The organism is Thomasclavelia sp. (assembly GCF_017889095.1).
Lineage (GTDB): Bacteria > Bacillota_I > Bacilli_A > Erysipelotrichales > Coprobacillaceae > Thomasclavelia.
Genome location: NZ_JAGHEW010000159.1, coordinates 1 through 4,025, shown reverse-complemented (window position 1 = coordinate 4,025; position 4,025 = coordinate 1). Strand labels below are relative to the sequence as shown.

General features: G+C 29.2%; 3 protein-coding genes. 2 read left to right on the top strand and 1 reads right to left on the bottom strand.

All coding sequences use genetic code 11. The annotated features are described in order from the left end of the window. Positions 1-2,274: carbamoyl-phosphate synthase large subunit (carB, locus tag J7M77_RS07195; protein WP_296877158.1), on the top strand; the 2,274-nt coding region annotated here is incomplete at its 5' end. Positions 2,275-2,333: 59 nt separating this feature from the next. On the opposite strand, the gene J7M77_RS07190 is transcribed toward carB, so the two are convergent. After that, positions 2,334-2,816: a QueT transporter family protein gene (locus J7M77_RS07190; RefSeq protein WP_296877157.1), complete on the bottom strand. Its 483-nt coding sequence runs from the start codon at positions 2,814-2,816 to the stop codon at positions 2,334-2,336. Positions 2,817-3,024: 208 nt separating this feature from the next. Here J7M77_RS07190 and J7M77_RS07185 point away from each other — a divergent pair, with 208 nt between their 5' ends. Then, positions 3,025-3,858 (top strand): AraC family transcriptional regulator, encoded by an 834-nt coding sequence (locus tag J7M77_RS07185; RefSeq protein WP_296877156.1) that lies wholly within the window; start codon positions 3,025-3,027, stop codon positions 3,856-3,858. The last annotated feature ends 167 nt before the right edge of the window (positions 3,859-4,025 follow it).

Sequence of the window (4,025 nt, the reverse complement as noted above, 5' to 3'; positions counted from 1 at the left end):
TTAGCTAGTAAAGCAACGGGTTATCCAATTGCAAAATTAGCAGCTAAAATTGCTTTAGGCTATACATTAGATGAAATCATTAATGCCGTTACTGGAAAAACTTATGCTTCTTATGAACCGACATTAGACTATATTGTTTGTAAGATTCCTAAATGGCCATTCGATAAATTCGTTGATGCTTCAAGAGAGCTAGGAACGCAAATGAAAGCAACTGGCGAAGTTATGAGTATTTGTAATAACTTTGAAGGGGCATTGATGAAGGCTTTACGTTCACTAGAACAAAATGTTTACTATTTACAATTAGATGAATTGGCTGATAAAGATGAAGAATTTTTAATGAAACAATTAGAAGTAGTTGATGATCATCGAATTTTTGTAATCGCAGAAGCATTAAGAAAAGGAATCAGTGAACAAATTATTCATAATATTACTAAGATTGATCTTTGGTTTATTGATAAAATTAAGCATTTAATTGAAGTTGAACAACAGTTATGTAATCAAGAATTAACAGTTGATTTATTAAAATTAGCTAAACGCTTAGAATTTCCAAATCGCGTTATTGCGAAACTAACAAATAAACCAGTTGAATTAATTAAACAAATGTGTAAAGACAATGACATCAAAGCAGTTTATAAAATTGTTGATACTTGTGCGGCGGAATTTGATGCTACGACACCATATTATTATTCAGTTTATGGTGGGGTAAATGAAGTAGATCCAACTGACAATAAAAAGAAAATTATGGTTTTAGGGTCTGGGCCAATTAGAATTGGTCAAGGAATTGAATTTGATTATTGTTCAGTTCACTGTGTCTGGGCACTAAAAGAAGCTGGATATGATACTATTATTGTCAATAACAACCCGGAAACTGTAAGTACTGACTTTGATATTGCTGATCGTCTATATTTTGAACCATTGACTCCAGAAGATGTTGAAAATATTGTTGATATTGAAAAACCTGATGGTGCAATTGTTCAATTTGGTGGTCAAACAGCAATCAAACTAACTAAAGCTTTAATGGAAATGGGTGTTAAGATCTTAGGTACATCAGCTGATGATGTTGATGCGGCTGAAGACCGGGAAAGATTTGATGAAATCTTAGAAAAATGTGAAATTGATCGCCCTCGTGGTTCAACTGTCTTTACTGTTGACGAAGCGTTAGAAGTAGCTAATCGCTTAAAATATCCGGTTTTAGTTCGTCCTTCTTATGTTTTAGGAGGAGCTGGAATGGAAATTTGTTTAAATGACGGTGATGTTAAAAAGTTCATGGAAATCATCAATCGTCAATATCAAGAACATCCAATTTTAATTGATAAGTATTTATCTGGTAAAGAAGTTGAAGTTGATGCTATTTGTGATGAACATGGTGTCTTAATTCCAGGAATCATGGAACACGTTGAAAGAGCCGGAGTTCACTCTGGGGATAGTATTTCAGTTTATCCATCACAAAAAATTAAAGCTCATATAAAAGATACAATTGTTGAATATACTAAACGTTTAGCCAAGGCTTTAAATGTTATTGGTTTAATTAATATTCAATTTATTGTCTATGAAGATCAAGTTTATGTAATTGAAGTAAATCCAAGATCAAGTAGAACGATTCCATATATTTCTAAAGTAACTGATATTCCTGTAGTTGATGTTGCTACTCATGTAATTATGGGTAAATCAATTAAGGAACAAGGATATGATTATGGTTTAGCACCAGAAAAACAGACTGTTGCAGTTAAAATGCCAGTATTCTCATTTGAAAAAATCAAAGGGGCTGAAATTAGTTTAGGTCCGGAAATGAAATCAACAGGTGAAGTTTTAGGAATCTCTACTGATTATGATGAAGCTATTTATAAAGCGTTTATTGGTAGTGGTATTAATTTACCAAAGAAAAAGAATATTATTTGTACAATCAAAGATTCGGCTAAAGAAGAGTTTTTACCTATTGCTAGACAATATTATATGTTTGGTTATGATTTATATGCAACTGAAGGAACATATAATTTCTTAAAGGAAAACAATGTGCCAGTAAATTTTGTTAATCGCATTGATGCTAATACAAATACAATCTTTGATTTAATGCTTAGTGATACTGTTGATTTAGTAATTGATATTCCAACCAGAAATAATAATCTTAAAGATGGATTCTTAATTAGAAGATTTGCAGTTGAAGCTGGTATCCCAATTTTTACATCATTAGATACTGCTCAAGCGTTAATTACAAGTTTAGAAAAAAGACATAAAGGAGATACTTCTTTAATTGATATTACTAAATTAAAATAATGATTTACCGCTAATAACTTATTAGCGGTATTTTTTATATTAAAAGACCGTTAATGATCTTATTTTAAAGCTAATAAGTTCATTAAACGGTCATTTTTTTCTAATGCCTTAAATACTAAAGCACCAATAACTAGTACAATTAATTCGCCAATTGCAACATAAATACCATTGATTAAATAAGGAATCTGGTAGGCATACCATAATTCACCACCAATGATAATTCCAGTGACTACTGCTCCTAAAAAAGCAGCTAAATAACGGTTTTTAACAAAATACATTGAAGTACATACAATTACTGTACTTAATGTTCCAAAAATAACATCCAACATTCCAAGTGGTGAAAACAAATTTGCAAGAATGCAGCCAATTGTTAAACCGGGAATATAACGATAGTTATAAAATGCTAAAAAAACCATTATTTCTGATAATCGAAATTGGATTTGCGAATATGCGATGGGTGAGATTACTAAAGTGAGAGCAGCGTATACCCCAGCAATCATCGCATTGATAACAACTAGTTCTACTGAAATACCTTTTTTCATTTTGTCTTACCTTTCTAAGTATTATTTTCACTTATATGTCACCTCATTGAAAACATTGATTATTATAGCGAATTTGTTTAATTATTACTAGTTATTTTTTCTAATTCTTGGTAAAAGATAAAAAATATAAAAATAATGTAAATTTTTTGCTTTTATTATCAAAAATCATTCTAGAATATGGTAAGATTTAAGAAAGGATGTGAAAAATGTGTCTTCTCGAGTAGTGATTAGAAAGCATGAAAAAGTTGAATATGCCCGTAATAGCTTTTTTACAATTAGTCGTAATTATTATAATCAAGATTATTATTTTGAACCTCATTGGCATAATAGTATTGAAATAACCTATGTAGTTGATGGTTTAAAAATACAGCGAATGGAAAATGAAGAAATAATAGCTCCCGCTGGTACGTTATTATTAGTTAATTCGGGAGTGATTCATGATATTGATGTAAAAAAAGGAATTGAAGGAATAGTTTTATTGCTTGATCGTAAATTTATTGATTATGTTTGTCCTAAAGCTAAAGGAAAAAGATTTAATTTAGAAATGAATTTAAAAGTCAAACAGGAAATTATTAATATCCTATTGAAAATTTGTGGGGGGGGGGTACAAAAAAGTACACTAATAGATTGTTATATACATGTTTTAGAGATAATTAATTTATTAACTAAATATTTAATGGAAGATGAATATTATATTCAAGAAAAACATGATGATGAGTTATATGAATTGGTTGTTAGGATCATTGATTATATTGATCATAATTATAAACAGAAAATAAGTTTAGACCAGATTGCTACTTTGACAAATTATAATAAATCATATTTATCATCTATTTTTAAAAAGAAAATGGGAGTAACTATTTTTGAATATTTACGCAATGTTAGAATTGAACATTGTTTAAGTGATTTAAAAAATAGTAATGAAAATATTGTAGATATTGCTTTAAATAATGGTTTTGCTAATATCCAAATTTTTAATCGTACATTTAAAGAACTATTTGGGATGACGCCTAAACAATATCGTAATAAATCTAAAAAATGATTAAGATTGTTCTAAATAAACAACAATTTTAATCTTTTTTATTATGTTAGAATTTTAGTTAAGAAAGGAAGGGTAAAATGAAAAAAATTAAAAAATTATTTGCCGCATTTGTAAGTATGGCTTTAGTCCTTACTACATATTGCGCACCATTATCTGCAGTTGAACCA

Coding starts and splice junctions, on each gene's coding strand:
- J7M77_RS07190 (WP_296877157.1), bottom strand. CDS start 2,816: ATGAAAAAAGGTATTTCAGTAGAACTAGTTGTTATCAATGCGATGATT.